Annotated in this window: 23 protein-coding genes and 1 pseudogene; 18 read left to right on the forward strand and 6 right to left on the reverse strand. The window is 71.9% G+C overall.

Translation table 11 applies throughout. The features are described 5' to 3' along the window. Positions 1 to 27 precede the first annotated feature (27 nt). Together ACFXKZ_RS29160 and ACFXKZ_RS29165 are read right to left on the reverse strand one after the other, a co-directional pair. Entirely contained in the window at positions 28 to 717 is a 690-nt protein-coding gene (locus ACFXKZ_RS29160; protein WP_380004038.1) for a haloacid dehalogenase-like hydrolase, read from the reverse strand. Positions 718 to 834: 117 nt separating this feature from the next. Beyond that, positions 835 to 1,998: an acyl-CoA dehydrogenase family protein gene (locus tag ACFXKZ_RS29165; RefSeq protein ID WP_380004039.1), complete on the reverse strand. Its 1,164-nt coding sequence runs from the start codon at positions 1,996 to 1,998 to the stop codon at positions 835 to 837. A gap of 352 nt (positions 1,999 to 2,350) precedes the next feature. Between ACFXKZ_RS29165 and ACFXKZ_RS29170 the strand changes: the two genes are divergently transcribed. The 3 genes from ACFXKZ_RS29170 (at position 2,351) to ACFXKZ_RS29180 (ending at position 5,406) form a co-directional block, all read left to right on the forward strand. Continuing rightward, positions 2,351 to 3,259: an NADP-dependent oxidoreductase gene (locus ACFXKZ_RS29170; RefSeq protein ID WP_380004040.1), complete on the forward strand. Its 909-nt coding sequence runs from the start codon at positions 2,351 to 2,353 to the stop codon at positions 3,257 to 3,259. 201 nt (positions 3,260 to 3,460) lie between these two features. Further along, complete coding sequence (locus ACFXKZ_RS29175) at positions 3,461 to 4,810, forward strand: MFS transporter (RefSeq protein WP_380004041.1); 1,350 nt, start codon at positions 3,461 to 3,463, stop codon at positions 4,808 to 4,810. Between the two features lie 2 nt (positions 4,811 to 4,812). Further along, entirely contained in the window at positions 4,813 to 5,406 is a 594-nt protein-coding gene (locus ACFXKZ_RS29180) for a cysteine hydrolase family protein (RefSeq protein WP_380004396.1), read from the forward strand. Positions 5,407 to 5,524: 118 nt separating this feature from the next. On the opposite strand, the gene ACFXKZ_RS29185 is transcribed toward ACFXKZ_RS29180, so the two are convergent. Continuing rightward, positions 5,525 to 6,166 carry an NAD(P)-dependent oxidoreductase gene (locus tag ACFXKZ_RS29185; protein WP_380004042.1) on the reverse strand — a complete coding sequence of 214 codons (642 nt, stop codon included), beginning with the start codon at positions 6,164 to 6,166 and terminating at the stop codon, positions 5,525 to 5,527. 125 nt (positions 6,167 to 6,291) lie between these two features. On the opposite strand from ACFXKZ_RS29185, the gene ACFXKZ_RS29190 reads away from it, so the two are divergent. From ACFXKZ_RS29190 to ACFXKZ_RS29235, 10 genes are all read left to right on the forward strand, one after another. Continuing rightward, on the forward strand, positions 6,292 to 6,789 hold the full coding sequence (locus ACFXKZ_RS29190; RefSeq protein ID WP_380004043.1) for a MarR family winged helix-turn-helix transcriptional regulator: 498 nt from the start codon (positions 6,292 to 6,294) through the stop codon (positions 6,787 to 6,789). A gap of 727 nt (positions 6,790 to 7,516) precedes the next feature. After that, a complete protein-coding gene (locus ACFXKZ_RS29195) occupies positions 7,517 to 8,041 on the forward strand; it encodes an SRPBCC family protein (RefSeq protein ID WP_380004044.1) in 525 nt (174 codons plus the stop codon). Between the two features lie 830 nt (positions 8,042 to 8,871). Then, positions 8,872 to 9,921: a hypothetical protein gene (locus ACFXKZ_RS29200; RefSeq protein WP_380004045.1), complete on the forward strand. Its 1,050-nt coding sequence runs from the start codon at positions 8,872 to 8,874 to the stop codon at positions 9,919 to 9,921. Positions 9,922 to 9,971: 50 nt separating this feature from the next. Further along, the gene (locus ACFXKZ_RS29205; RefSeq protein WP_380004046.1) at positions 9,972 to 10,271 is read left to right on the forward strand and encodes a hypothetical protein; all 300 of its coding nucleotides are present in this window, start codon (positions 9,972 to 9,974) and stop codon (positions 10,269 to 10,271) included. Positions 10,272 to 10,426: 155 nt separating this feature from the next. Next, complete coding sequence (locus tag ACFXKZ_RS29210) at positions 10,427 to 11,650, forward strand: ROK family transcriptional regulator (RefSeq protein WP_380004398.1); 1,224 nt, start codon at positions 10,427 to 10,429, stop codon at positions 11,648 to 11,650. 90 nt (positions 11,651 to 11,740) lie between these two features. Beyond that, on the forward strand, positions 11,741 to 13,276 hold the full coding sequence (locus ACFXKZ_RS29215) for an APC family permease (protein WP_380004047.1): 1,536 nt from the start codon (positions 11,741 to 11,743) through the stop codon (positions 13,274 to 13,276). 59 nt (positions 13,277 to 13,335) lie between these two features. Then, positions 13,336 to 14,544, forward strand: coding sequence for an alanine racemase (locus tag ACFXKZ_RS29220; RefSeq protein WP_380004048.1), 1,209 nt, complete (start codon positions 13,336 to 13,338; stop codon positions 14,542 to 14,544). After that, on the forward strand, positions 14,541 to 15,494 hold the full coding sequence (locus tag ACFXKZ_RS29225; RefSeq protein WP_380004049.1) for an ROK family protein: 954 nt from the start codon (positions 14,541 to 14,543) through the stop codon (positions 15,492 to 15,494). Before ACFXKZ_RS29220 ends, ACFXKZ_RS29225 begins: the two co-directional genes overlap by 4 nt. Before the next feature lie 155 nt (positions 15,495 to 15,649). Then, on the forward strand, positions 15,650 to 16,708 hold the full coding sequence (locus ACFXKZ_RS29230) for an SIS domain-containing protein (protein ID WP_380004050.1): 1,059 nt from the start codon (positions 15,650 to 15,652) through the stop codon (positions 16,706 to 16,708). Positions 16,709 to 16,924: 216 nt separating this feature from the next. Then, a complete protein-coding gene (locus tag ACFXKZ_RS29235) occupies positions 16,925 to 17,209 on the forward strand; it encodes a hypothetical protein (protein ID WP_380004051.1) in 285 nt (94 codons plus the stop codon). Here the strand turns inward: ACFXKZ_RS29235 and ACFXKZ_RS29240 are convergent. Together ACFXKZ_RS29240 and ACFXKZ_RS29245 are read right to left on the reverse strand one after the other, a co-directional pair. After that, entirely contained in the window at positions 17,179 to 17,778 is a 600-nt protein-coding gene (locus ACFXKZ_RS29240; RefSeq protein WP_380004052.1) for a GNAT family N-acetyltransferase, read from the reverse strand. The genes ACFXKZ_RS29235 and ACFXKZ_RS29240 overlap by 31 nt on opposite strands. A 14-nt stretch (positions 17,779 to 17,792) precedes the next feature. Continuing rightward, positions 17,793 to 19,205 carry an MFS transporter gene (locus ACFXKZ_RS29245; protein WP_380004053.1) on the reverse strand — a complete coding sequence of 471 codons (1,413 nt, stop codon included), beginning with the start codon at positions 19,203 to 19,205 and terminating at the stop codon, positions 17,793 to 17,795. Positions 19,206 to 19,363: 158 nt separating this feature from the next. Between ACFXKZ_RS29245 and ACFXKZ_RS29250 the strand changes: the two genes are divergently transcribed. The 5 genes and pseudogenes from ACFXKZ_RS29250 to ACFXKZ_RS29270 all read left to right on the forward strand — a co-directional run bounded on the left by ACFXKZ_RS29250 (position 19,364) and on the right by ACFXKZ_RS29270 (position 22,464). Further along, entirely contained in the window at positions 19,364 to 19,879 is a 516-nt protein-coding gene (locus ACFXKZ_RS29250) for a winged helix-turn-helix transcriptional regulator (protein ID WP_380004054.1), read from the forward strand. 55 nt (positions 19,880 to 19,934) lie between these two features. Further along, on the forward strand, positions 19,935 to 20,429 hold the full coding sequence (locus tag ACFXKZ_RS29255; protein WP_380004055.1) for a metallophosphoesterase family protein: 495 nt from the start codon (positions 19,935 to 19,937) through the stop codon (positions 20,427 to 20,429). Positions 20,430 to 20,573: 144 nt separating this feature from the next. Then, positions 20,574 to 20,651, forward strand: a pseudogene (locus ACFXKZ_RS29260) (hypothetical protein); the annotation flags it as partial. Positions 20,652 to 21,081: 430 nt separating this feature from the next. Then, a complete protein-coding gene (locus ACFXKZ_RS29265) occupies positions 21,082 to 21,741 on the forward strand; it encodes a hypothetical protein (protein ID WP_380004419.1) in 660 nt (219 codons plus the stop codon). A gap of 123 nt (positions 21,742 to 21,864) precedes the next feature. Next, a complete protein-coding gene (locus tag ACFXKZ_RS29270; protein WP_380004056.1) occupies positions 21,865 to 22,464 on the forward strand; it encodes an ATP-binding protein in 600 nt (199 codons plus the stop codon). A gap of 7 nt (positions 22,465 to 22,471) precedes the next feature. On the opposite strand, the gene ACFXKZ_RS29275 is transcribed toward ACFXKZ_RS29270, so the two are convergent. Then, entirely contained in the window at positions 22,472 to 22,696 is a 225-nt protein-coding gene (locus tag ACFXKZ_RS29275) for a hypothetical protein (protein WP_380004057.1), read from the reverse strand. Between the last annotated feature and the right edge of the window lie 43 nt (positions 22,697 to 22,739).

A 22,739-nucleotide genomic window follows, 5' to 3' on the forward strand; every position in this document is an offset into this window, starting at 1 on the left:
GGCGGTCGGGGGGCGTTGCGATTCGCGCTACGGCGCGGACGGTTCGGTGGAGCGCAACACCACGTAGGTGGCGCCGAGGTGGGTGTGGATCCGGCTGAGGTGGGTGGGGGAGGGGTCGATCAGATAGCGGTGGGCGGCGGCGGTCAGCAGGGGGAGGTCGACGGAACTGTCCGTGTAGGCGTGGGTGATCGGGCCGGTGATGCCGGCCGCGCGGATCCGCTCGACCTTGCGGACGCCCCGGCACGCCGGCAGCGGTCGCATGCCGGTTCGGCTCGCGGTGAGCCGGGAGGCGACCACGTCCACCGGGGCCAGGCCGAGTTCGCGGCAGATGGCGGCGGCGAGGGGTTCGGCGCAGGACGTCGCGATCACGACGCGGTCGCCGGCGGCGAGGTGGGCTCGGGCGCGGTCGAGGGTGTGCGGGATTCGGTTGCCGTCGGATGTGCGCTCGGTGGCGAACTCCGTTGCGAGGGCGGCGAATCGGTGCGGGGGTAGGCCGATGGTGGCGAGTCGCAGGAGCAGGGCGAAGGCGCGGCGGCGGGTGGGGTGGAGGGCGTACAGGGGGGCGAGTATCGGTACGCACAGGGTCGCGGCGACGGCGCGCCAGGGGGAGCGGCGCAGCAGGGCGCGGGTGAAGTGGGTGAAGGAGTCGCCTCGGACGAGGGTGCCGTCGAGGTCGAAGACGGCGATGGGGCGGGGGGTTGGCGGGGGGTGGGGCACGGGGTGCGCTCCTTGGGCGGGGGTGGCCGTGGCGGCGTGGCGGGGGTGGCGGGGCGGGGCTGCCGGGCGTGGCCGGTGGCGTGGAGCGTACGGCGGGCGGCGGGCGGCGGGCGGCGGTCAGCCGATGCGGCCCTTGCCGTCGACGAGTCGGCCGGCCACGAGCGTGCGCAGGATGTCGTTCGTGCCCTCGCCGATGCTCATCAGGACGGCGTCTCGGTACAGACGTTCGACCACGAACTCGGTGGAGTAGCCGTAGCCGCCGTGTACGCGCATGGCCTCCAGGGAGTTCTTGATCGCGACCTCGGAGGCGAACGTCTTGGCCATGCCGGTCTCCAGATCCACCCGATTGCCGGAGTCGGCGCGGACGGCCGCCCAGTAGACGAGCAGGCGCGCGGCTTGGAGGTCGGTGGCCATGTCGGCGAGCTTGAGCCGGATCGCCTGGAAGTCCGAGATCGCCTGCCCGAATGCATGCCGCTGTCGGCTGTACGCCAGCGCGGCATCGTAGGCCGCCTGCGCGATGCCGACCGACCGTGCGGCGATGTTGATCCGCCCGATCTCCAGCGCGCGCAGGGCCTGCCGGAGTCCTCGGCCCTCGACGCCGCCGAGGAGGTTGTCGGCGGGTACGCGGACCCCGTCCAACCGCAACTCGCAGGTCTCGGTACCCCGATAGCCGAGCTTGGGCAGATCCCGGACCACCTCGAAGCCGGGCCGGTCGGTCTCGACGAGCAGCACGCTCATGCCCTCGTGCGGCGGCACGGCGGCGGGGTCGGTCTTCACCAGGACGGGGAGTACGGCGGCGTGCCGGGCGTTGGTGATCCAGGTCTTGGCGCCGGTGACCACATAGGCGTCGCCGTTGCGGCGGGCGGTGGTCCGGATGCCCTGGAGATCGGAGCCGGCGTCCGGTTCGGTGAGCGCGATCCCGCTGCGCCACTCGCCGTCGGCCATCCGGGGGAGAAAGTGGGCCCGCTGCCCGGCCGTTCCGTCGCGGGCGATCATCGCACAGGCGAGCGAGTGTGTGCCAAGGATCCCGGCGACGCCCATCCAGCCCCGCGAGATCTCCTCGAAGACGAGCGCGTAGGAAACCTTGTCCAGATCGAGTCCGCCGAACTCCTCCGGCACAGTGATCCCGAACAACCCGAGCCGACGCATCCCGGCCACGATCTCGCCCGGATACCGCCCGGAATGCTCCCACTCGATCGCGACGGGCATGATCTCCCGCTCCACGAACTCCCGCAAGGTCTCCCGAAAAAGCCGCTGATCCTCGTCGAATTCAAAATCCATGACGGCGCTCCCGGTTGCTCGACGTGTCGGCCGGCCGAAGGAGCCACACAGCCACCGACACTCCCTCGCCGCCCGGGTGATACCCACCGAGAGCCGAGCACGCCCCGCCGAACGCGCAAGCCGCCGGGGTCGGCCGCGCCGTCCCCGGCGCATGCTATGGCCTGTCCGGCGGGTCGTGGTGGGCCCGCGGCGGATGGACCCGGTCGCACCCGGAACCCGAGCCGCGGTCGGAACCCGAGTCGCGGCCGGCACGTGCGTGGCCGTCGGGCGGGGCGCTTCGACGACGGGAATCCCTGGATTGACAAGGGCGTTGGGCCCTGCTGTCGGCATCCCCGGTGTGAAAGGCCCTTTCGTGCGCGCCATACAGATCGATCGTTTCGGTCCCCCTGATGTCCTCGGTATCGTCGAGGCTCCCGAGCCCCAGCCGGGGCCCGGCGAGGTCCTGATCCGGGCGGTGGCGACCAGTATCAATCCCGTGGACGACAAGACGCGGGAAGGCGCCATCGGCGAGGGCATCCCGCCGTTCCCTCTGACGCTGGGCTGGGACCTGGCCGGGATCGTGGTCGACGGCGGCGACAGCGGGCTGCGTGCCGGTGAGCGGGTGATCGCCATGTCGCATCAACTCGACTCCGGTCGCGGGACTTGGGCCGACCTCGTGGTGCTTCCCGCCCGCGTGGTGGCCGCGGCGCCGCGTTCGATCAGTCTGGTGGAGGCGGCCGCCTTGCCGCTTCCGGGGTTGACGGCCTGGCAGACGCTGAGCCGGCTTGACGTCAAGGCCGGCGAGCGGCTGCTCATCGCCGGTGCCGCCGGTGCGGTGGGCGGGTTGGCACTGCAGATCGCGCACGCCCGTGGCGTCGAGGTCGATGCGCTGGTCTCCCGGGACGCGCACATTGCTTTCGCTCGCGATCACGGTGCCGAGCTCGTCACCACCGATCCGCATGCTCTTGCGGATCGCCGCTATGACGCCGTCTTCGATACTTTCGGGGCGTTCGTCACGCAGGCGGTGGCCGACGGCGGCCGGTATGCGTCGATCGCCACCCAAGCGGGCCCGGTCCCGGACCTGTCCGCGCGCGGTGTCCGGACCACGGTCAACCAGGTGCGCGAGGACGGCGAAGGACTGAACGAGTTGGCCGAGCTCGTCGACAGCGGATCGTTGCGTGTGCGTGTCCACTCCTCCTGCTTCGGGCTCCAAGAAGTCCGGGCCGCCCATGAGCGGTTCCTCCGGGGTGGCCTGGAAGGCAAGGTCACCGTGGTCTTTTGACGCCGCCCCTGGTCGGATGCCGGACGTTGCTCCGCGTGTGGGCCGGTCGGTGGTGGGTGTGGTGGGCAGGTAGGTGGGGCTCGGCGTACAACCTTTGGTTGTGGGGTGGGTGCTGGGTTGTTGTTTGAAGTCGGGGATCGTTGGTCGCTTTGATGTCTGGAGTTGGTGCTCGGGAGTTCGGGTGGTGAGGGGTGGGCGCGGATGGTGGGTGGGCGGGATTTGGGGCGCGGGTTCGGGTGGCTCTGGGGGGCCTATGCCGTAAGTGCGTATGGGACGGCGTTCGGATTCGGGGCGTTTCCGCTGATTGCGGTGCTCGTGTTGCACTCGGGGCCGGCTCAGGTGGCGGTGTTGGCGGCTGCCGGGCGGGTGGTGGGGGCGGTGATCGCGGTGCCGCTCGGGCCCTGGGTGGAGTTTCGCCGCAAGCGGTCGGTCATGGTGGCGATGGACCTGGTTCGGTTCGCGGCGCTGACGAGCGTTCCGGCTGCGTTCGCGTTCGGGCGGCTGAGTTTTGTACAACTTCTCGTGGTTTCGGTGGTCGTGGCCGCCGCCGATATCGCGTTCAAGGCGGCGAGCGGGGCGTATCTGAAGTCGCTGCTGCCGCCGGCAGACCTGCTCGTTGCGAACAGCCGGTTCGAGTCCACGAGTTGGACCGCGATCACGGTCGGGCCGCCGCTCGGTGGGGCCGCGATCGGGTACTTCGGTCCCGTGACGACCGTGCTGGCCGACGCGGTCAGCTATCTGTTGTCGGCGCTGGGGATTCGTGCCATCGGCGGTACGGAGACGCCTCCCGAGCGGAGCGGTGCGCCCCGGTTGCGGGCCGGTGATCTGCTCGACGGGTGGCGCTACATCCTCGGTCATCCGGTATTGCGGCCGCTGTTCTTCAATACGGTCGTGGTCAACGGGTTGATCATGGCCGGTGAGCCGCTGCTCGCCGTACTCCTGTTGGGTCCCCTCGGGTTCGAACCGTGGCAGTACGGGCTGATGTTCGCCGCTCCATGTGTGGGTGGGCTGGTCGGTGCCCGGTTGGCGCGGCGACTCGTGGCGCGGTTCGGGCGGCGTGAGGTGTTGCTCGTGTCCGGGGTGTTGCGCGCGTGCTGGCCGGTGGGGCTGGCGTTCGTGCGGCCCGGGGCTTCCGGGATGGTGCTCGTGATCGTTCTGCAGTTCGGATTGGTGGCTTGTTGCGGTGTGTTCAATCCCGTACAGGCCACCTATCGGCTGAACCACACCGATTCCGACCGGGTCGCCCGCACGCTGACCGCGTGGTCGGTCAGCAGTACCGCCTCCATCGCCGTGCTGACCGCGTCGGCGGGCGTACTGGCCGCCGCCGCAGGTACCCGCACCGCGATCGCCGTCGCCGGGATATTGCTTCTGGCGACCCCGCTGCTGCTCCCGGGGCGCGGGGAGCCGCCGGGCGGCGAAGCGATCGAACCGGCGCGCCCTGAAGCCGGCGATCCGGCACCCCACGAAGCCTCCGACCAGGCGCCGACAGGCTCGGCGCCCGATCGGGCGCACAGCGACCACGCATCGTCGGAAGGGAAGACCCCCGCGTGACCATGCTCGACCCCGTACAGACCGCCCTGCTCGTGCTGGACTACCAGCCCGCCATCCTCGCCGCGTTGCCCGACGGGGAGGAGTACGGGCATCGCGCCGCGCTCCTCGCTCGTATGGAAGGGATCATCTCCGACGTGCGGGCCGCCGGCGGTATCGTCGCCCATGTCCGGGTCGGCTTCACCGCGGCCGACTGGGACACGATTCCCGCCGCGAACAAGTCCTTCGCGCCGGTGGCCCGATACCGGCTCATGCACCACGAGGACCCCGCCGTCGCCATCCACCACCGGTTGGCTCCGCGCGACGGCGACATCGAGGTTCGCAAGGTGCGCTACGGCGCGATGTCCACCACCGACCTGGATCGGCGCCTACGCGAGCGCGGTATCGACACCCTGGTCGTGGCCGGTGTCAGTACCGGCGGCGCCGTGTTGTCCACCGTCGTCGACGCGGCCGACCGCGACTATCGGCTGTACGTGCTCTCCGACGGCGTCGCCGACCCGGATCCCGAGGTCCATCGCGCCCTGCTCGACCATGTGTTCCCGACCCGGGCCGACGTCATCGACACCGCCGAGTTGCGTGCCCTGCTGCGGGCCGGCTGAGCCGGCGGTCGACCCGATCCGCGGTCGGGAGGGTCGCGCCGCGGCGATCCTCCCGACCGGGGCGGGCGCGGTTCCCGTGTCGCTGCGCCGGCGCCGGCGTATCGTTCCGCCGCCCATGTCAGTACGCCACCGTGAAACGTGCGCGGTGGTGGCGCGGGTTCTCCGCCTCGTCGACCAGGGCCACGGCCAGGTCCTCCATCGAGATCGCGGAGACGCCGTCGTCGTCGACCAGGAGTTCGTCGCCGCCGACGCGGAAGGTTCCGGTACGGGTGCCCGGTTGCAGGTGGGCCGGCGGGCTGAGGTAGGTCCAGTTCACCGCGGAGTCGGTGCGGAAGACGTCGAACTGGGCGTTGCAGGCCAGGGCGATGCCGCGCCACGCGGTGGGGACGAATCGCGGGTCGTCGACCGCCATGGTGTCGCTTGCGCCCGGGACGCGCAGGCTGCCCGCGCCGCCGACGGTCAACAGCCGTACGTCGGTGCCGGCCAGGCCGGACAGCAGCGCCTCGGCGGTGGCGGCCAGTTCCCGTTCGCTGCCGTGGGGTGGGCGGGTGGCGCTGATCACCAGGTCCTGGTCGGCGCCGAGGGCGGCGACGTCGTCGGCGCGGGCGGCGTCCCCGATCCGGGCTTCGGCGCGGGGATCCAGGTCGGGGAAGCGGGCCCGGTCGCGGACCACGGCGGTGACCTCGTGGCCCCGGAACAGGGCTTCGGAGACGACGCGGCTGCCTACGCTGCCGGCTGCTCCGAATACGGTGATGCGCATGGTGGGGTGTGCCTTTCCGAGGTGCGATCGATTCCTTAACGCTAAGGGAAATGTACCTCAGCGCTAAGGTAAATGCGAGGGCGTCGCGAGCCGCTTCGGCGGGCGGATTCGGCTAGCCTGACGCCGTGGCAGATCACGTCGACCTTGTGCTGGAGCAATGGGGTACGCAGCGCCCCGATCTGGACGCGTCACCGATGGCGGTGCTCGCCCGACTGTCCCGCGCCGCGCGTCTGGTCGGCATCGAGCTGACCCGGACCTTCGCCGAACACGGGCTCGACGCCTCGTCGTTCGACGTACTGGCGACCCTGCGCCGCAACCCGCCGCCGCATCGACTGAGCCCCACCGAGCTGATGCGCTCATCCATGGTCACCTCGGGCGCCATCACCCAGCGGCTGGACCGCCTGGAGGCGCGCGGCCTGGTGTCCCGCAGCGCCGACGAGTCGGACGGCCGCAGCGTATTGGTCGCCCTCACGGACGCGGGCCGGGAACTGATCGACGAGGTGCTGCCGGCACACATCGAAACCGAACAACGCCTGCTCGCCGCGCTCACCCCCAAACAACGCTCCGCCGTCGCGGACGGCCTACGGGCGCTGCTGGAATCCCTCGGCGACGCGAGGGGGTGAGGGCGGCCCGGGCGGCGCGGGCGCGCCGGGGTGTAGGCGCGGTTGAACGCCGGTCCGAAGGCGGAGCCCGAACCGGGCCCGGGTCACGCCTGAACCGGTCTGAGAGTGGGGCCTGAAACCGGGCCGAACGTCGGGCCGAACGCCCGGCGAAGTGCGGAAGGCCCGGCGAAGGCGCGGAATGCCCGGAAGGCCCGGCAAAGAGGCGGAAACGCTGGAGGCGCGAAGACACGGATGGCTTGCAAGACACGGCAAAGGCGCGCAAGCGCGGCAGGCCCGGCGAGCGCGAAAGCCGCGGCGCAGAGACGGCAACGTCGGAAGGCGCGGAGGGTCGCAAGGCGCGACAAGCATGGAACGCCCGGCGAAGCGCGGAAGGCGCGGCGAAGCGCGAAAGGCGGGGCCCAGAGGCGGCAGCGTCGGAAGGCGCGGAGGGTCGCAAGGCGCGACAAGCATGGAACGCCCGGCGAAGTGCGGAAGCCTCGGCGCAGAGGCGGAAGTCAGGAAAGCCTGGCGAAGACGCGGGAGGCGTGGGGTGCGCGGAAGGCCCGGCGATGGCCCGAGGTCGAACGCCCGGGCGACGCGTCTCGGCGGGACGTCTGCCCAACCCCGGATGCCGAGCCGGATCGCGGCGGCCGCGTCCGGTTGTGTCGCCGCCCGAGCCCCTGCCTCCCGGCGCCCGCGCCGCCGTGATCGCGAATGGAACGCCCGTCGAACGGATAGCAGTACGCGCATGGTTCTTCACACGCGTTCCGTGCAGGTCGCAGCCTCCACCGACCAGGCGTACATGGTCTTGTCGGATACCGACAGGCTCCCCGAATACTTCCCGCCGGTGACCGCCGTCCGGACCACCTCGGCCCACGCGGTCGTGGTGACCGCCGGTGAGGCCGCGCAATCCGTCGCGGCCGAGGTCGACTTGGACCGGGACGGCCCCGGCACCCGTATCGAGTGGGCCGTGCGCGGTACGCCGTACACCGGCATCGTCATCGTCCAGGACGGCCCCAGCGACATCGACAGCATCGTCACCGTCATGGTCGAGGACGGCCGGGATCCGCTCGACCCGGGCGCGGTCGAGGGCGAGCGCGTCCACGACTCGGCCCAGTTCGGCGGCAAGAAAGGCGGCGAGGCGTTGTCGGTGGACGCCCTGACCCGACACCGGGCAGCCGGCGCGGACACCGACCTCGCCGTCGGCGACATCCTCGAACGCGGCCTCGACCACCTGCGGATCTACCTCGAGACGGGCCGGCAACAAGGCTGACGCCGCAGCCGCCCGACCCCGCGCCCGCCGCCACCCGCCCCGAGCGAACCCCGGCCCACCACCCACCGCTCGGGGCGCGCTCGTGCCCGGCCGACCGGCCGGGGCCCGGCCGCCCCGCCCACAAAGCGCAACCGACCCCACCCGCCGAACCCAATCGAGCGCGTGCCCCCAGAGGCCGCCCGAAGCCCCATCACGAAAGCCCACCGAATCCCACACACGCACCCCGCCCGAAGCCCAGCCCCGCAACACACGGGAAGACCCACCCGCAAAACGCATCCAAAAAACCCACTCCCGCAGCCCCCCGCAGGCCCGCATCCGACCGGCGCCCCACCCGCGAAGTCCAACCAAATCTCTGCCCACGTGGCCCGACCGAAGCCCCACACGCGCAGCCCGCCCCAGGCCCGAGCCCGCAACGCGCCGAGAGTCCAACGCGCAGAACGCAACCAAAGACCCGCTCCCGCAGTCCGCCCGCCGGCGAGGACGCGCGCAACCGACCGCAGGCCCCTCCCGTGATCCGCCCGAAGGCCCGCCCGCGCCGTGCGATCGGCGTCCCGTTCGCGAAGGCCGGCCCAAGGGCCGCAGTGGCGGCTCGACCCGAGGTGCGCTCGGCAAGGCCGACCGAAGACATGCTTCGGCTGCCCGCTCGGTGCCTCGGGGGCGGGCAACTCCCCTGCTGCGTAAGCGGGTTGCCCAACCACCCGGCTATTCGCCACGTCCCCGAAACTTCTTGGGGCAATCGGGCAAATCCGACCCTCCGGGAGGGTCGGCGCGAGTAGGTTCCGGCCAGGAGCATCCGTTCGGCTGCTCGGGGACGCGCGGAAGGATCGGCGATGCCACTCACCGCTTCCAGCACCTGTTACTCCTGCGAGCGCCGCTTCGTCGAGGACTCCGACGAGGAGTATCGCTCGGTGTTCGAATGCCCGACCTGTCGGGACGTCTTCGTGCACGAGAGGTGCAGCAGCTACTGCCTGGCGTGCGGGAACGCCGAACTGCGGGACGTATCCGGCCGCGTGGTCGCCCTGCGCGAGAGCACGACGCGTGAGGAGAAGGAGAAGAAGGGCAAGGAGTCGGCCAAGCCCGGGACGCCCCCGGCACCTGCACCCACGACCACCGGCGTCGGCGCCGGTGGTCTGTCGATGACTGCCGCCGAGCGCGAACGACTCGAAGCCGAGGCCCACACGAAGCTCCTGCCCGCCGACGACGATGACGATGAGGACGAGCCGGCCTTCGCTCTCGGGACGGTGAACTCCGTGGACACCTCGAACGAGTTCGGCGCCTTCGATCGCAGCTTCCGCTGGGTGCCGCCCGTGGGCGCGACCGGGTACATCGTCCAGCGCATCGACCGCACCGAGCGGGTGAACCGCGACGACGGGGCGATCGACGACACGCGCAGTTCGGTGGCGCGGTACTGGGAGGCATGGCCCGTGGTCGACGGCACGGTCCGGGGCGCGGACGGGACGACCGTGCTCGATACCGGCGCACACGATTCGTGGGTGGCCGGCGACCTCCCGGCCTGCCGGGGTCGGCACGGCCGCTGGGAGATCATCGGCACCGTGTACTGGCTCCCGCAGGGGACCCCGCTGCCCGCCGTCTTCCGGCGCGGGGCGGTGCCGGCCGCGTCCCCGTTCCTGCTCTCGACCTTCGAGGATCCGCACCTGGTCGGCGAGTCGCTGATGGTGCACTCGCGCTCCGGATCCTGGGACGCCCGCACCCTGACCGCCGCCTGTGAACTGCTGGCCAGGTGGCAGGCCGGCGACGTCCTGACCGACGGCGTGACCGAGACCCTGAAGACCCTGACCGACGACTACCGCTTCAGCCACGCCATCGCCGCCGCGGCGGTGCGGTGGGGCCAGAGCCGGGGGTACACCTTCCAGCCGTAGGTTCCGTGTCGACGCAATCGGCTCGACGGGGGCGCCCCGTCGAGCGAAGCATGGGCGCGTGGCGCTCCGGAGCGCGGCGAGATCTCGGGATCGACGTCGTCGACGCGGCCTGTGTCGCGCTCGTCGCGGGGCTCGACAGCCCCGGCCTGCGGATCCCGGCTGCCTGTACGCGCGCCGAGGCGGTTCGTGACGTGCACGAACTGCTCCCCGTGGCGCTCGGAGAACTCGGTCTCGCCTTTTACGCGTTCGGCGGTGCCGGCCCCCGGACGGCGGCGGAGATCGATGCTGGGATCACGGCGGAGGCCCGGCGCCCGAGCCGACTCACCGCATCCGCGGACGGACCCGGCTGACGCGCGCCCCCGCGGTCCGCGGTGGGTGCGGGGAGTTGTCGGGTGCATGCTCACTGTTGTCCTGATTTGGGGCCGTCTTGATGGACCCTTGACACCTCCCTTCTCCGGGCTTAATTTTCTCTCACTCTGAAATATTTTCACTCTGAGAGGTGAACATGGCGGAGACGGCGGATGCCCGATGGGCCAACCGTTCCAGCCTGCTCGCGGTGCTGCTGGCCGGTGGGCAGCACAGTCGCGCGGGCCTCACCCAGCAGACCGGGCTCAGCGCCGCCACCGTGTCCCGGGTGGTCGAAGGGCTGCTGGACGAGGGCCTCGTCCGTGAGGGCGCCGTGCTCCAGACCGGCCGGCGGGGTCGCCAGGGCGTGGTGATCGAGGTCGCCGCGGAACGCGGTGTCGCGGTCGGCGTCGACCTCGGCGGAACCACCTGCCGGTTCCTGGCCACCGACCTGCTCGGCCGCTCGCCGCGCTACCACGAGGAGCCCACGCCCCGACACCTCGCCGCCGATCACCTCGCGGACTGGCTCGCCGAGCGGGTCCGCGCGCTGTACGCCACCGCCGGGCCCGCCGCCGGGGCCGACACCACCCGGCCCGGCGCCGCGCCCGATGTGCTGCGCGCGGGCGTGATAGGTCTGCCCGGAGCGGTCGCGGCCGATGGGCTGGAGGTACGCGGCGCGACCAACCTCCCGCAGATCGAGGGCGACCTGTTCACCCGCCGGCTGCGCCGCGCCCTGGAGGGCACCGTCGCGTTCGGCAACGACGCCGACCTCGCCCTGGAGGGCGAACTCCGGCACGGCGCCGCGCGCACCGCCGACACTGCCGTGATGTTCACGGTCGGTGCGGGCTTCGGCGCGGGTGTGGCCGTGGATCGGCACATCCGGGGCGGACCGACCGGCCTGGTCGGCGAGTTCGGCTTCCTACCCGTCGACTCCGACGACCACACCGTGGAGGAACTGGTCGGCGCCGAGGGCCTGATGCGTGCCGCCCGCGAGGCCGGCCTCGACGTGGCCACCGCCGCCGACGTCTTCACCGATACCGCGCCGGCCGCCCGAGCCGTGGTCGAACGCTTCGAGCGCGCCCTCGGCATCGCGCTGACCGCGGTCACCATCGCATACGAGCCCGAACTGGTCGTCCTCGGCGGCCGGGTCTCCGCCTCCATCGACGCCGCGATGACCACCCGGCTACGCGAGCGGGTACGCCGACGATTGCCCGCCTGCCCCGAGCTGGTGCATTCCGAACTGGCCGACCTGGCAGGCGCGTTGGGCGCGGTGTCGCGCGGCCTGACCGCATTGCGCGTGCGCTTCGATGTCGCGCCCGACGCGGCGGCGGCGGTCCGAGCCGACCTCGACTTCGCGGCATTGCTGACGCCACGGGCGCACTGAGCCCGACCCCCACCCCACAGGCGCGCGTCCCCACCCTCCCCGCACCTCCGGGGCCCGTCCCGCCCCACCGAACCGCCTGGAGTACCACCCATGTCCACCGCACTGCCCTCGCCGCCCGCGAGCCCGAACCCGAAAGGCGGGTCGCTCCGCCGCAACACGCTGTCGGTGTTCGGCGCCGTCGCCATGTGTATGGCCTTCATGGGCCCCGCCACCAGCGTCGCGTTCAACACGCCGCCCGCCGCGGCCGGCGCCGGGTACGCGCTGCCGCTCGCCATCGTGCTGGCCATGGTCGCCAGCCTCCTGGTGGCCAACACCATCGCCGCGTTCGCCCGCAAGCTCCCGGCGGCCGGGTTCGCCTACACCTACAACAGCCACGGGTTCGGCAAGTCCGGCGGCTTCCTGTCCGGGTGGCTGCTGCTGCTCACCTACGGCATGGTCGGGCCGATGTTGTTCGCCGCGCTCGGCGGGTACAGCCACGACTTCCTGGACAGCCAGTTCGACATCCACGTGCCGTGGCAGGTGATGTCGTTGGCGTTCGCCGCCGTGGTGTGGGGCGTCAACTCGCTCGGGGTGTCCAGTTCGGCCAAGACCGCGCTGATCTTCCTGGTCCTGGAGGTCGGCGTACTGCTCGGCCTGGCCGGGGTGATCCTCGGCGACGGCGGCGACTCGGGCCTGTCGGTGGCGCCGTTCAACCCGGCCGACTCCATCGACGGGTTCAGCGGCCTGGGTACCGGCATGCTCTGGGGCATCCTGATGTTCATCGGCTTCGAGTCGGTTGCCACCCTCGGCGAGGAGGCGCGCGGCGCCAAGCGCAGCATCCCGCTCGCGCTGTTCACGGCCGTCGCGGTGATCGGCACCTTCTACGTACTGATGGCCTACTCGACCTCGATCGGCTTCGGCTCCGCGCACGGCTCGGACCTGGCCGGCGACGCCGCGCCGCTGACCACGCTGGTCGACCGCTACTGGGGCGTCACCTGGATCCTCGCGCTGACCGTGATCGTCAGCCAGTTCGCCAACGTCGTCTCCGGCTCGAACGCGGCCGTGCGGGTGTTGTTCTCGATGGGCCGCGAGGGGGTGTTGCCGCGCTTCCTCGGCCGCACCAACGAGCGCCACGTGCCGCAGTCGGCGATCACCGCGTACTTGGGCTTCTCCCTCGTGTTCGCGCTGGCCCTGGGCAGCGGCTTCGGCGGCGACCTCGGTCCGCTGGGCGTGTACGGGTTCGCCGGCACCATTCTCGGACTCGGCATGGTGATCATCTACATCCTGATGAGCATCGCGGTGATCCGGTTCTACCTGCGCGAACACCGGGGCGAGTTCGCTCTGTTGCGGCACGGGATCCTGCCGGGCGCGACGGTGCTGCTGATGCTGTTGCCGATCTACGGCCAGCTGTGGCCGGTGCCGGATCATCCGAACAACCTCGTGCCGTACGTGATCGTCGGCTGGATGGTGCTCGGCGCCGCGTATCTGGTGTGGGCACACCGCTCGCGACCGGAGGTATTGGCCGCGATGGGACGGGTGTTCGAGGACGAACCGGGTGACGACACGTCGAGCGCGACCGACGCCTCGACCGGGTCGTCCCGGACCGCGTCGACGGGGGTGGTGCCGGTGTCGACCGGCCGGACCTGATCCGTACACCGCTCAGCTGCCCGCATCCCGCCCGCGCCCGCCCGCGCCAAGGAGACCCGATGTTCCTGGACCGACTGCTCGCCCACAACCGCCCCCTGATCGACGCCGTCGTGACGGCCCATCAGGCCGGCGAACTGCTCGCCAACACCTACGTGGTGGACCTGGACACGGTGGCCCGCAACGCCGCCGCCATCGCCGACGCGGCCCGGGCGCGTGGGTTGTCCACCTACGTGATGGCCAAGCAGTACGGGCGCAACCCCGACGTGACCCGCACCGCGATCGAGGCCGGCCTCGGTCCCGTCGTCGCGGTGGACACCGCCTGCGTCTCGGCGGCGGTGCGTCACGGACTCCCGGTCGGCCACATCGGGCACCTCGTGCAACCGCACCGGGGCAGCGAGGACTTCGTGGTCGGCGCCGACCCCGAGGTGGTCACCGTGTTCTCGCTCGACGCCGCGCGCCGCATCGGTGCGGCGGCGCTGCGTCGGGGCGGCCCGCCCGTGTCGGTGCTGCTGCGGGTGCACGGCGAGGGGGACCGGTTCTACTTCGGCCACGGCGGCGGCTTCCCGGCCGCCGACGTGGAGGCCGCCGCACGGGCGGTGCATGCCATCGAGGGCGTCGCGGTACACGGCGTCACCACGTTCCCGGCCCTGCTCGCCGACCCGGACAACCGGCGGATCGCCGCCACCCCGAACCTGACCACGCTGGTCACGGCCGCCGACCGCCTGCGCGCCGCCGGGTTCGACATCCGCCAGGTCAACGCACCCGGCACCACCTCGGCCCGCTCGCTGGCCATCGCCGCCGACGCCGGGGCCACGCACGTCGAGCCGGGCAACGCGATCCACGGGACCACGCCGCTGCACGTGTTCTCCGAGGACGCCCCCGAGCAGCCGGCGATCGTGTACGTGACCGAGGTCTCGCACGTGGACGGGGACGACGCGTACGCGTTCGCCGCCGGGCACTACATCGACAAGGTCCTCGGCGACTTCCGACTCACCGCCCTGGTCGGCCGGGACGCGGCGACCGCGACCGAACGGGTGGCGCGCGTGGATACCGCCCCCGATGGGGCGATCCACTACTACACGGTGCTGCGCGACGCCCGGCGTCTGGACATCCATCCGGGCGACACGGTGGTGATGTGCTTCCGGCCGCAGGCGTTCGTCACGCGAGGGCGCACCCAGGCGGTCGCCGGGCTGCACACGGCCGGGGGTGCGCCGGTGTGGGGGAGCAGGTACGACGCGGAGGCGCGGGTCGTGGAGGACGCGTCGTGACACGTGGTGCGCGTGCGATAGTCGCGCTGGACATCGGCGGCACCAAGACCGCGATGGCCACGATCGATGCCGCCGGGGTGATGTCGGCCGGACGGCGGGTGCCCACGCGCGTTCCCGGTGAGGACATGGGGCGCGCGTTCGATCGGCTGCTCGGGGCGGCCCGGGATCAGGTCGCGGCGGCGACTCGGGGCGGGCGGCACGAGGTGGTGGCCGTGGGCCTGGTGTGTCCGGGGACGGTGACCGCGGCCGGGGTGGAGTTGTCGCCGAACCTGCCCGGCATCGAGCGGGTGGACGTCCTGGGCCGGGCCCGGGAGGCGTTCGGGGCGCTGCCGGTGGTGGTGGCCAACGACGTCAAGGCGGCGGGGCTGGCCGAGGTGCGCTCCGGTGCGCTCGTCGACGCCGATCCGGGGTTGTTCGTCAATCTGGGTACGGGCGTGGCCGCCGCGCTCACCGTCGGCGGCCGGGTCGTGGGCGGCGCGCGGGGCGTGGCCGGCGAGATCGGCTACGCGTTGGCGCCCGGCCGCCCGGACGAGCCGGACCTGGAATCGCTGATCGGCGGCGGTTCGTTGCTGGCCCGCACGCAGGCCCTGTACGCGCTCGGCGGCACCGGCCCGGCCCCCGACGCGGCGGCGATCCTGACCTCCGCCGATCCCCGGCTGCGCGCGGTCGCCGACCAGGCGCTCGACGTGCTCGCGGGCCATGTGCTCAACCTGTACCTGGCCCTGGACCCGACCCGGATCGCCCTCGGCGGCGGGTTGATGGCCGCGGCCGACCGGGTCCTCGACGTACTGCGCGGCTTCGTCGCCAAGTACGCGCCCGGCGCCGCCGCCCCGGACGAGGTGATCGTCGCGGCGCGGCACATCCACGACGGCGCGCTGCGTGGCGCCGCCGCCCTGGCCTGGGACATCGCCCGCGGCGAACGCCCGAAGTGGGCGCTGGTCACGCGATGAGCCCGACCCCCCGAACCGCCCTTCCCGAACCGATCGACCCAGCGCGGACCCAAGCGAAGCCGACCGAAGCAAGGCCGACCCAAGCGAAGCCGACCGAAGCAAGGCCGACCCAAGCACAGCCGACCGAAGCGAAGCCGACCGAAGGGACCAACGCCATGACCCCCGCAACCCCCGGCACGCCGACCACCGACCACCCCACCGTCCCCGGGGCCGTGATGGCCGCCGAGATGGCCGAACAGCCCGACGTGCTGGGCCGGTTGGTCGCCCGCCTGCCCGAACTCGGCGAGGCCGTTCGGGCCGCGCTGCCCACACCGCTGCTCGGGTCGACGCTGATCGCGCGCGGATCCTCGGACAACGCCGCCGTGTTCGGCCGCTACCTGTACGAGCCGGCGTCCGGTCGCCCGGCGGGCCTGGCCGCGCCGAGCCTGGTGACCCGCTACGGCGCGCGCACCGACTACTCCGGCTACCTGGTCACCGCGCTGAGCCAGTCGGGCCGCACCCCCGAGATCGTCACGGCGGTCCGGGCTGCGCGCGAACAGGGCGCCAGGGTCGTGGCGATCACCAACGAGGCGGACAGCCTGCTCGCCGCCGAGGCCGACGTCCTGGTCGCCACCGACGCCGGCACCGAGATCGCGGTCCCGGCGACCAAGACCGTCACCGCCCAACTCCTGGCCGTGGTCGGCATCGCGCTCGCCCTCGGCCCGCTGCCGCCGACCGTCGCCGATCTCGCCGACCTGGCCGAACTCCCCGACGCGGTACGCCGGGTGCTGGCCGACGCCGGCGCGTGCGAGAGGCTGGCCGCCGACTGGGCGCACCACGACCGCCTGGTCGTGGCCGGCCGGGGCCTCGGCGGCGCGGTGGCGTTGGAGGGGGCGCTCAAGATCCGCGAGACCTCCGGCGTATTCGCCGAGGGCATCTCGGTCGCCGACCTGCTGCACGGCCCGATCGCCGCACTGGGCGCCCGCGTTCCGGTCCTGCTGATCGATCTGGGCGGCCCCACCGCGTCCGACATCGCCCAACTGCGCGAGCGCCTGGTCGCCGACGGCATCCCGCACGCGACGGTGGCCCCCGAACTCGGCGGCCTGCGTACGGAAGCCGCCCGGGCCATCGCCACCACCGTGCATCTGCAGAATCTGGCCCGCACGTTCGCCCTGCGCCGAGGGGCGAATCCGGATGCTCCGGCGGGTCTGGCGAAGGTGACGCCGACGACCTGACGCGTCGGATCGCACATCCCGTCCGCGCAAATCTCGTCCCGCGAACGCCGAACCGTTCGAGGCCCCGGTACGTATCTGACTATGTGGTGTGTTGTCACTCGGCTATTTCCGACAACACCCGCGAGGCCAGGAATCAACCGGATCGGGGGGCGGTCGCTCGGAAGACAGGGCCCGAGCGATCGCACGGTTCGCGGGAATCGAGGAGAGCGAACGAACATGAACGGGGACAACGGGGAACTGGGGCGATCGGCCACGGACTTCCGGGATTCGGGGGAGCCCAACGAATCGACGGAGCCGCCCCGACGCCACGGCGACCGGCCCGAGGGCAACACCCGGTCGGCGCACGGCAGTACACCGACCGGGCGCACCAACGGCGTCAAGCCACCCGGCACGGGACGGCCGACGACCGGCACCACCAACGGGATCAAGCCACCGACCGGGTCGGCCGTCGCGGGGGCGGTCGGCCCGCATCAGGTGCGGGGCGAGGAGGGCGGTCGCTGAGCGGGGCTGATCGGGCCCGGCCGGTTCGAGGCGTGCAACAGGTCGACGGCGTGCGCCAGATCCACGACGTGCGCCAGGTCCACGGCGAAGTGCCACTGGCCGTCCTGCAGTTCCGTGTAGCGCAGGTTCGGAAACGCCGCGTACAGCGCCTTGCGCGCGCCCCGGTTGTCGACCCGGATCTGGGCGTGCAGGACGCGTACCCCGGCCGCCTTGGCCAGGGACGCGACCTGCCCGACCAACCGGGTGCCGAGGCCGTGCCCCTGGTACCGGTCGCCGACCAGGGCGGCGATGTCGGCGTGACCGGGCTCGTCGTCGAGTCCGTACTCCGCCCAGCCCACGATGCGGCCCCCGCTGTGGGCCACACACGCATTCCACCTGCCGTGTGCCCGGGCCTGGATGATGTGGGCCCGATACCAGTCGGGGATCGTGGTACTCGCGGCGCCGAATCGCGCGGCGAGTGCGTTCCGCGAGAAGTGCGCGCCGGCTCGCCCGAGTTCGTCGACATCGTCCGAGCGCCACGGGCGCAGGTGCACGGTGTCGGCGAGGGGTACGGGGACTACGGGGGTCATGACGGTCACGGTGATCAGCTCCGGGTGCGGCCGGTGATGCCGAGGGCGGTGACGGCGGAGCCGGCGGCGGTGGCGGCGATGAACCACCAGGCGTGTCGGAAGGCGTCGGTCGGATCGGGTGCGGTGCCGGTCGTGCCGAGGACGGCGACCAGGATGGCGACGCCGAGCACGTACCCGAGTTGGCGGCCGGCGTTGACCACGGCACTGCCGGTGGCGGCCTGGTCGCCGGGCAGCCGGGCGGTGGCGCGGGAGAGCATGAGGGGCATGGCCAGGCCGATACCGACGCCGATGACCAGCCATCCCGGCAGGATCTGCGTCACGTACCGGGGATCGGCGGACGCGCCGGCGGCCAACAACAGGGCGCCGCAGGCGAACAGCACGTTGCCCGCCGCCACCAGCACGCCGATCGGCACCCGGGCGGCCAGCCGTCGGCCGACGACCGCGAACAGCGGCACCATCAGCGGGCCCGGCGCGATGGCCAGGCCGGTGACCAGGGTCGAGTAGCCGCCGGGACCCTCCAGCCACAACACCACGGACGGGAAGACCGCGCCGAAGGCCGTACAGAACGTCAACACCGTGATGTTGGCCCACACGAACGTCGAGGTGCGGAACAGGGCCGGATCCACGGCCGGTTCCGGGTGGGTGAGGATCCGCCCGACGAAGATCGCGATACCGACGGCCGCGACGGCGAAGGTACCGATGGTCGCCGCGCCGGTCCACGCCCAGCCCTGGCCCTTGACCAGGCCCAGGGACAGCGCGCCGAAGGCGACGATCAGCGCGGCCGTGCCGAGCGGGTCCGGCATGCGTACGGCCGAGGTCTCGCGCAGGTCGGGGAGCACCCGGCGGGCTGCCACGAACGCCGCCACGCCGACGGGGATGTTGATCAGGAACACCCACCGCCAGGACAGCTCCACCAGGCCGCCGCCGACGACGGGACCGACCGCCGCCGCGAACGAGCTGGTGGTGGCCCAGATTCCGACCGCCTTGGCCCGGCGGTCCGGCGGCAGCGCGGTGAGCAGGAGCCCGAGGCTCGCCGGGGTCAGTACCGCCGCGCCGACCGCCTGGAGCCCGCGGAAGAACACCAGCCACCACAACTGGGGGGCGGCGGAACAGGCGGCGCTCGCCACGGTGAACAGGGCCAGTCCGGCGAGGAATGCCGGTTTGCGGCCGTACCGGTCGGCGAGCCGGCCGGCCGGGATCAGCAGCGCCGCGTAGACGATGGCGTAGGCGTTGAGGACCCAGCTCAGGTCCGCGAGAGGTGCACCGAATTCGGCGCCGATGTCGGTGAAGGCGACATTGACCACGAACACGTCGAGCATCGCCATGAACGCCGCGGAACACACGACGAACGTGATGGCCGTTGGTCCACCGGGGACTTGCCGCTGTTTGTCGGCGTCCGGCGCGGCTTGCGTGGCCTGGGAGGCCATGGGGATCCCCCTGTGATGCGGGTCGGATGGTCCGGTCGAGGGCAGCGCAGCGCTGCGCCGTCCGCTCGGGAGTGCGCGGCGAGGGCTGGCTTTCCTGGAGTATAGGTAGCCCGAGTCTGGCTATACAAGGTGATAGTCGGGGTGGGTACGATGGGCTCATGCCGGTTGTCATGGAGGGTGCGCTCGCCGATCTCGGCGCGTGGAAGACCGATCACTGCTCGCTGGTCAAGGCGCTGGAGGTGGTCGGAACCCGCTCCGCGCTGCTGATCCTGCGCGAGGCCTGCTACGGCACGACCCGGTTCAGCGGCTTCGCCGACCGCATCGGGATCACCGACCGCGCCGCTGCCCAGCAGTTGCGGCGCCTGACCGAGGCCGGCCTGCTCGCCAAGCGCCCGTATCGGGAGGACGGCGGTCGTACGCGCGACGAATACGTGCTCACCGACATGGGCCGCGAACTGTTCCCGGTGATCGTGGCCCTGATGCAGTGGGGCGACCGGCACCTCCAGGACGGCACGGCGCCGCTGCACTACGTCGACCACGAAACGGGCGTGCCGGTCCACGTCGAACTCCGTACCGAAACCGGCGACACGCTCGAACTGGAACAGGTCGGCATCCGCAGGAATCCCGCCTGGCGGGCCCCGAAGCCGGCCCCTCGACCGGAAGCGGCTTCCTGACCGGACGAGGGTCGGTTCGTCCCGGACGCGGCGTCGGAGTCGTACCGTGGTGGGCATGCGCGTTCTGCTGGTGTCCGACACCCATGTCGCCCGTCGTGCCAAGGCCGTTCCGGAGCAGGTGCTGATCGAGGCGGCGGTCGCCGATGTGGTGATCCACGCGGGGGATTGGGTCGACGCCGATGTGCTCGACCTGTTCGAGGCGTCCTCGCATCGGGTGGTCGGGGTCTACGGCAACAACGACGGCGCGGACCTGCGGGCGCGGCTACCGGAGGTGGCCCGGGTCGAACTCGCCGGCGTCCGCCTTGCCGTCGTCCACGAGACGGGCCCGGCCGAGGGCCGCGAACGCCGGTGCGCGGCGCGGTATCCCGACACGGACGTCCTCGTGTTCGGACACAGCCACATCCCGTGGGACACGGTCACGGACACGGGTCTGCGCCTGCTCAATCCGGGCTCGCCGACCGACCGCCGCCGCCAACCGCATCACACATACATGACCCTCACGGCCGAGGCGGGCCGAATCAGCGACGTCGTGCTCCACAACCTCGACTGACGCCCACCGGGTGGCCGCCGCGCTTTCCCGATCCCGAACGGGCCGTTGCCGCGCTAGCTTGGGTCGGCATGGGTGAGTGCCACCTCCCAGGGTGAGAGGTACGCGGTGAGCGGACTCGGGGACAACGTCCGGCGGTATCGACGGGTGGCCGGGCTCAGCCAGGAGCAACCGGCGGAGGCGGCGGGCCTGGGCGTGTCGACGGTCGCCAAGGTCGAACAGGGCGGCGACGTTCGGATCGCCACGCTGCACGTGCTCGCGCGAGCGCTGGATCTGCCCACGTCGGCGCTCTTCGCGCCGTCGGTGCCCAAACCCGTGCGCGACGAAGTGGGCTCCCGCATCCAGCTGATCGCGCTGCGCCAAGCGCTCACGCCACCGGTCGGCCTGGTCGACCGCGCCGACTCCGCCGAACTCACCCCGCAGCGCCTTGCCGCCACTCGGGCCCGGATCGATCGGGCCCACGAGCTGTATCAGGCCGACCGGTACGAGTCGATGGCGGACGAACTCCCCGCGATCCTGCGGGCGGTGCCCTCCGCCGAGGGCCCCGAGGGCGTCGGCGAGGTGCGGGTGGCGGCGCTGCACGCGGCCGGGAAGTACCTTACCCAGGTTCGCCAATACGACCTCGCCTACCACGCGTTCTCGGAGAGCATCCGCGATGCCCGGGCCATGGGTCGGGCACACCTCGCGGCCACCGGTGTGGGGGGGTCTGTGCTGGCTGCTGCTGCGCCAGGGTCGCTTCGACGAGTGCGAACACCTGGCGGCGGAGACGGCCGACGGCATCGAGCCGCGCCTGTCGAGGGCCACTGCGGGCGAGATCGCGGTGTGGGGCGAACTGCTCCAGCGAGTCGCCGCGGCGGCCGTGCGCAACAACAACCCCGATGTCGCCCGGGAGGCCCGCCGCATGGCCGGCACTGCGGCGACCGCCGTCGGCGTCGAGCACACCGACCGCAGCGTGCACTGGGGATCGTTCGGCCCGGTCACGGCCCACCTGAAAACCCTTGAGGACTTCGCGGTCGTCGGCGACCACCGCGGACTGCTCTGGGGCGTCGAGCACACCCCGAAGCCGATCACCGGTCCGCCTCCGAGCCCGAACACGCAGAACCGACACCGCCTGGATATTGCCCTGGCGCAGGCGCACGTCGGCGAGTACGGCGAGGCGATGACCGAGATGCGGACCGTCCTGCAGGCCGCGCCGGAATGGGTTCGTCACCAGAGCCTGGCCCGAGACGTGGTCCGACTGATCCTGAAAAAGCACAAGCGCACCCTGACCACCGACATGCGTGAATTGGCCGATCACCTCGGTGTAACCGGATGACTACCGCGTAACGCGGTGGCTCGGCGCCGGCCCCACCGAAACCGGCGCGCAGCATGTCTGGTTCCGGGCATGTCGGTTTTCTACCGTCACGAGCACTGATCGCCGAAGCTCGGGAGCCGGACCATGACGACCGTTGTCCCCACACGTCTGCTCACCGCCCAGTCGCGCCGGGCCTACCCCGCCACCGAGCGCAGCGTCGGTGAGGCCCGCCGCGTCGTGGGGCGGGCGTTGGTGAAGGCCGAGGTGCCGGAGGCGATCTCGTACGACATCCGGCTCATCGTCACCGAACTGGCCACCAACGCCGTGCGGCACTCGGGGTCGGCCGAGTTCGCGGTGGAGGTGTTCCTCGTGGAGAGCGTCGGGGACGACGCGCGGCCGAGTGTGGTGGTCGTGCGGGTGTCGGATCTGGGGCGGATCGGGCGGGAGTACGACTCCATCAACCACCCCGCCGGCGCGCGGACCGCGCTGTGCCCTCGCTCGCCCGGGACCGATGCCGGCGCCGAGCGGGGGTTGTTGCTGGTGGATCGGCTGTCGTCCGCGTGGGAGGTGGCGTTTTGTTCGCTGGAGAAGCGGGCCCGGTTTCGGTGTGACGACTGGATGGACCGCGAATGCGCGGAGCACGGATTCGGGCCGGCCCATACGACGGTGACGGCACTGGTCTACCTGGAACGGGCGGCATCCGGGGCCTGGGCGCGGCGCGGCACCAGTGCGGTGCTGGGCTGAACCCGGATCAGCGTGGCGCCGTACTCTGCGCGCCGCGATCGGGCACCTCGGCGAGTTCGAACGGCCGCTGCGCCGCCATCGACGCCGCAGCCGAGACCTCGGGCTCGGACGAGCGCTCGATCACATCCGCGATGAGATCCGCGTCCTGCACGTCGGCGAGGTTCATCATGGCCGGCGGCGCACTGGCGTGGTCGGCCTCGCCGCGGGTGGCCCAGGACGCGCACGCCTTCATCGGCCCTGTTCTCCCGAATCTGCCGTAGTACGTCATATAACCC

The organism is Embleya sp. NPDC059237, from assembly GCF_042754105.1.
Taxonomy (GTDB): Bacteria; Actinomycetota; Actinomycetes; order Streptomycetales; family Streptomycetaceae; genus Embleya.